This is a genomic window from Sporichthyaceae bacterium (assembly GCA_036493475.1).
Classification (GTDB): domain Bacteria; phylum Actinomycetota; class Actinomycetes; order Sporichthyales; family Sporichthyaceae; genus DASQPJ01.
In genome coordinates this window covers 1-4255 of the sequence record DASXPS010000140.1, presented here as the reverse complement: position 1 = coordinate 4255, position 4255 = coordinate 1, and the positions used below count along the sequence as shown (strand labels likewise).

General features: G+C 70.2%; 6 protein-coding genes. 2 read left to right on the top strand and 4 right to left on the bottom strand.

Going from position 1 to position 4255, the window contains the following annotated elements:
* The 3 genes from VGJ14_14620 to VGJ14_14610 form a co-directional block, all read right to left on the bottom strand.
* Positions 1 to 618 (bottom strand): AMP-binding protein (locus VGJ14_14620; protein ID HEY2833660.1); only part of this gene is annotated, 618 nt, incomplete at its 3' end.
* Between the two features lie 40 nt (positions 619 to 658).
* The gene (locus tag VGJ14_14615; protein HEY2833659.1) at positions 659 to 1468 is read right to left on the bottom strand and encodes a methyltransferase domain-containing protein; all 810 of its coding nucleotides are present in this window, start codon (positions 1466 to 1468) and stop codon (positions 659 to 661) included.
* 26 nt (positions 1469 to 1494) lie between these two features.
* Complete coding sequence (locus VGJ14_14610; GenBank protein HEY2833658.1) at positions 1495 to 2067, bottom strand: metallophosphoesterase family protein; 573 nt, start codon at positions 2065 to 2067, stop codon at positions 1495 to 1497.
* Positions 2068 to 2233: 166 nt separating this feature from the next.
* Here VGJ14_14610 and VGJ14_14605 point away from each other — a divergent pair, with 166 nt between their 5' ends.
* Positions 2234 to 2710: an excalibur calcium-binding domain-containing protein gene (locus VGJ14_14605; protein ID HEY2833657.1), complete on the top strand. Its 477-nt coding sequence runs from the start codon at positions 2234 to 2236 to the stop codon at positions 2708 to 2710.
* A 101-nt stretch (positions 2711 to 2811) separates the two neighbouring features.
* Positions 2812 to 2952 (top strand): hypothetical protein, encoded by a 141-nt coding sequence (locus VGJ14_14600; protein ID HEY2833656.1) that lies wholly within the window; start codon positions 2812 to 2814, stop codon positions 2950 to 2952.
* 85 nt (positions 2953 to 3037) lie between these two features.
* Here VGJ14_14600 and VGJ14_14595 read toward each other — a convergent pair whose 3' ends face one another.
* On the bottom strand, positions 3038 to 4063 hold the full coding sequence (locus VGJ14_14595; GenBank protein HEY2833655.1) for a carbon-nitrogen hydrolase family protein: 1026 nt from the start codon (positions 4061 to 4063) through the stop codon (positions 3038 to 3040).
* Positions 4064 to 4255: the final 192 nt, after the last annotated feature.

Below are 4255 nucleotides of genomic sequence, written 5' to 3'. Positions count from 1 at the left end.
GCGCGTCGGGAGTAGCTGCGCACATCCGTTCAGCGTGGCCATCAGATTGCGGTGCGAGAGCTGCACGCCCTTGGAGGGGCCGGTTGTGCCCGAGGTGTAGATCAGCGTCGCGATGTCGTCGGGTTGCACGCCTCGCCACGTGGTCTCGAAATCGGGATGGTTGCCGTCGGGCAGTCCGTCATCCTCGATCACCACGACATCGAGGCCGCCGCCGGCGGCGGAAATGGTGTCGGCGAATCGGCGCTCGGTCACCACCAGGCGGTTCTCGGCGTTGGCGAACAGGTACGCGATCTGCTCGGGCGAGGAGGTGTTGTAGATCGAGAACGGCGTCGCGCCCAGGTGCAACAGCGCGGTGTCGAGCAGATGGAATTCCGGCCGATTGACCAGCATCAGCCCGACGGTGTCGCCCCGCCCGATCCCCCGAGCCGCCAGCCCGCCCGCGATCCGTTCCACGCGCTCGGCGTATTGCGCCCAACTCAACGGCTGGGTGTCACCGACCGTGCGCAGCGCCGGCGAGTCCGGGTACGTCCTCGCCGTCACCTGGAACGCCTCGCACAGCGTGGCGGCGTCGAAGCCGGGTGACCGCTCAACCTGCGGCTGCGAGTCGAGAACCGTCATTGCATTGCACCTCGCGCCAGAGTCGGCCCCCGGGCGAACCCTAGTACGGTGCCGGGGCGTGCGCGACGAAGACGTGTGCCGTCATGTCGCCGACGGCCGGGCCGGGGCCGAGAGCCGCGCCCACCAGCGCTTCGACCGCCGCGGTGGTCTTGTCCAACTCGCCCCGTGCCTCGATCTCGCCCCGCAGCGGGGTTCCGGTGCAGAAACCGCGTGCCACGTCGGCCGTGGAGTCCGCCGTGCCCTGTAGCGTCACCGACTCCGCGGCCTCGCAGATCAGGCCGCCCGCCGTCAGGTCCGCCCGCACCCGGTCGGGATCGGCGTAGCCGTGCGGGATCGTCTCCAGGAACACCGGTGGATCCTCCGGAAAGATCTGGCGCACCGCGGCCACCACTGCCCAACCGAAATCGTGGGTGTCGATCGGGCCCCAGGCGTTGAACACCAGCCGGCCGCCGGGCCGCAGCACCCTGCGCGCCTCGGCGAAGGCGGCGGGCTTGTCGGGCAGGAACATCACGCCGAACTGGCAGGTGATCAGATCGAAGCTGTGGTCGGGGAAGGGCAGGGCCTGCGCATCGGCTTGCTGCCAGTGCGCACCGGGGACGCGCGCCGTCCCGTACTCCACCATTGCTGCGTTCAGGTCGGTCGCGATGATCTCGGCCCGGGGCAGTACCCGGACCAGTTCCGCTGTGACCCGCCCGGTGCCGGCGGCGGTCTCCAGCACCCGCGCGGGGCGGAAGCCGGCGACCCGGCGAGCCATGTCCACCGCGAACGGCTGGAACACTGCCGGACCCAGCACGCGGTCGTAGGTCTCCGGCATGGAGCCCACCCATTGAAGCCTCGAGTCCTCCGACACGGGCCCAGGTTATGCGCTCACCGGTGTCAGTCGCTGATCCCGAGCAGGTAGGCCACCTCGGCGCGCTCGACCAGACGCTGCCACGCGTCAAACCCGACGTGCACCTCGCGCGGACTGGTCAGCCGCTCCTTGGAGTGCGTATGGCCGTGCGCCAGGAACTCGCCACGGTCGGGCAGCCGCCACTGCATGTTGCGCGGTTGCGGCCGACGGTCGTCGTCGTACGGAAAGTGCGAAAGCAGCAGGGTCACCCCGTCGATCTTGTGCCGGGCGAACGGCTGCACGGACTCGAAGACCTCCAGGTAGCGGCGCAGCTGCCGGTAGCCGTTCTTGCGGCCCGGATGTACCCGGTCGTGGTTGCCCGCCACCAAATGCTTCTCGCCGGGCAGATCGGCCAACCAGGCCAGGCCGAGCTCGGCCACCGGCGAGAGGTCGCCGAGGATCCACACCTGGTCGTTCTCGCCGACCTGGCGCAGCCACGTCTCCCCCAGGGCCTGGTCATGCGCGGCGCTGTCGGCGTACCCGCGGTACGCCGCGACCATCGCGTCGCCGATGTGCAGGTCGGAGGTATAAAAGACGTCGCGACGGGATCGTGACGACATAGGTGACTTCTCTCACTGGCCCGGGTGCTCTTCGCGTGATCACGCTGGTGGATAGTTCTGTATCGGACGAACGGCCCGGGGTGGAATCCACCGAACGTAGTGGCACCAGGCTCTCCGCATCGCCGTCGAACTTGGTGAATCGGACGGTCGCACGGAAGGATCCGGCATGTACACGGGCCCCGGCAGGCTGACCCGCGTGTGGCGCAAGCTACGCGCGATCCCGCCGGCGGTGCAGGGCACCGCCGTGCTGCTCGTCGTGGTCCTGGTGGCCTTCGGCGCGGCGCACGCCCGAAACGGTTCCGCCAACCCGAACGAGTTCACCACCCCGGCGACCACCGCGCCCGCCTCCACGTTGGACGCCACCCCGACGGCGCAGCCCTCGATGACCCCGGATCAGACGCCGTCCCCCACCGCGAGCGCGCCGAGCGACGAGGCCACGGACGAGCCGACCGGCGAACCGACATCGACAGAGTCGCCGACGCTCACGCCGACAGCGACGTCGTCCGCAACGCCGACCGCGACGCCGTTCATGTTCGCCGACTGCCACGCGATCAAGTCCGCCGGCCGCGACCCGTTGTCCCGGGGCGAGTACGGCTACAACCCCGCGCTGGACAAGGATCACGACGGCGTGGACTGCCACTAGGCCGTCGGCGACTTTTCGCTGCGCCGGGGTCAAGTGTTGACCCGCGGACGCCGAAACCCCTGGTGGGCCCCACTCACGTCCCGGATCACCGAGGGGGAGACATGAACCAGCCCACGCCGATGTACCACCTGCCCTCCGACGTCCAGCACGAGCTCGCCGAGTTGGCCCGGCTGATGTCGGACACCACGTTGCATCGCGCGGCGTGGCTGAGCGGTCAGCTGTTCCTGCGCCGTTCCGCCTGACGCCCCGTCATCCGGCCATGCGTCGCAACTGACCCGAGACCGCGTGGCCGGGCAGTTCCGCGGCCGCAACGGACGTGGAGGCGGGTCAGCGGGTCGCGGCAGCGATCTCCTCGGCCCGCTCGCCCGGTACGTGGTCGGGCAGATCCGTGGCGGGCAGGGTCTGCCAGCCATGCCGGTTGAGCTTCTTGTTCAGCTTGTACTCGGCGGCGCAGTAGTTGTTGTACAGGTGCCAGACCGCGTGCACGGCAAAGGTCTGTGGGGCCATCCAGAACCCGGCCGGGATCGGGTCCAACGGGGCCGGCGGCGCGAGGGTGATCTCCGCGGCGACGTGCCCCTCCCCATCGGCATAGCTGAGCCGCGCGAGCACCGTGCCGTCCCGCTCTACCAGCTGGCTCTCCCCGACCGCGAGCGTGTCGTAGGGGATGCCGGGCATCAACGGCGAGGCCGAGCGGTAATCGCCCACGTGCTGGGCGATGGCCGCCGGGGCACCCACTGCGCGGGCCATTCGGCCCGGCATCTCACGGGCCACCGCGATGTTGTACTGGTGGTCGCGGGCGAACCAGCGGCGCACCGGCAGCCAGTCCGGGAACGACCACCAGCAGGACCCACCGAGCATCGCGACGACCTTGCCGCGGGTGCGGCGCGCGGTGCGGCTGCGGTCCCACTCGAAACCGCAGGCCATGCCGACGGTGCCGAAGGACAGCGTGGAGATGCCGTCGTCGTCCCCGCCGCAGTAGTACGCGTTCTCCCACAGCGACGGGATGTCCTTGTCGTGCAGGTGCGCCGAGCCGTCCGGCTCGATGAGCATGTAGGTGCCGTAGGTGTCCTCGCCGCGGCGGGCCTGGAAACCGCCGCCGATGATGCACCCGAGCTCGCGGGCCAGGTCCCGCATCATGTGGTACGGCGCGCCGTCCACCGGTCGGGCCACGCCCTTCATGGCCCGGCCGTACATGTTCGGTGAGGTGAAGCTCTCCGGCAGCAGGATCACCTCGGGGTTGTGCTCGCGGTACGCCGAGCGCACCAAACCCTCGCAGCGGACCATGTTGTCCTCGACCGCCCCGACCTGCAGGCGGGGCTGCACCACCGCGACCTTCAGTTTCCGTTCGCTCATCGTGCGTCCTCCGCTGGCCTCAGGCCGTCGCTGCAGTGGTCTCGGTGGTGGTGTCCGCGGCCTTCTTGGCGGCGGCCGCCGGGCGGCGCCGACGGGTGGCGCTGCGGGCCGCCGCGGCGGCGGCAGCGCGGGCGCGCTCCTCCTCGGGCAGGAACGGCTTCGAGGTAGGCCGGTGGTTGCTCAACGCCATGT

What these genes read in the sequence shown, in the direction of transcription:
- VGJ14_14610 (HEY2833658.1), bottom strand. Translation starts at nt 2,067, where the DNA reads ATGTCGTCACGATCCCGTCGCGACGTCTTTTATACCTCCGACCTGCAC.
- VGJ14_14605 (HEY2833657.1), top strand. Translation starts at nt 2,234, where the DNA reads ATGTACACGGGCCCCGGCAGGCTGACCCGCGTGTGGCGCAAGCTACGC.
- VGJ14_14600 (HEY2833656.1), top strand. Translation starts at nt 2,812, where the DNA reads ATGAACCAGCCCACGCCGATGTACCACCTGCCCTCCGACGTCCAGCAC.
- VGJ14_14595 (HEY2833655.1), bottom strand. Translation starts at nt 4,063, where the DNA reads ATGAGCGAACGGAAACTGAAGGTCGCGGTGGTGCAGCCCCGCCTGCAG.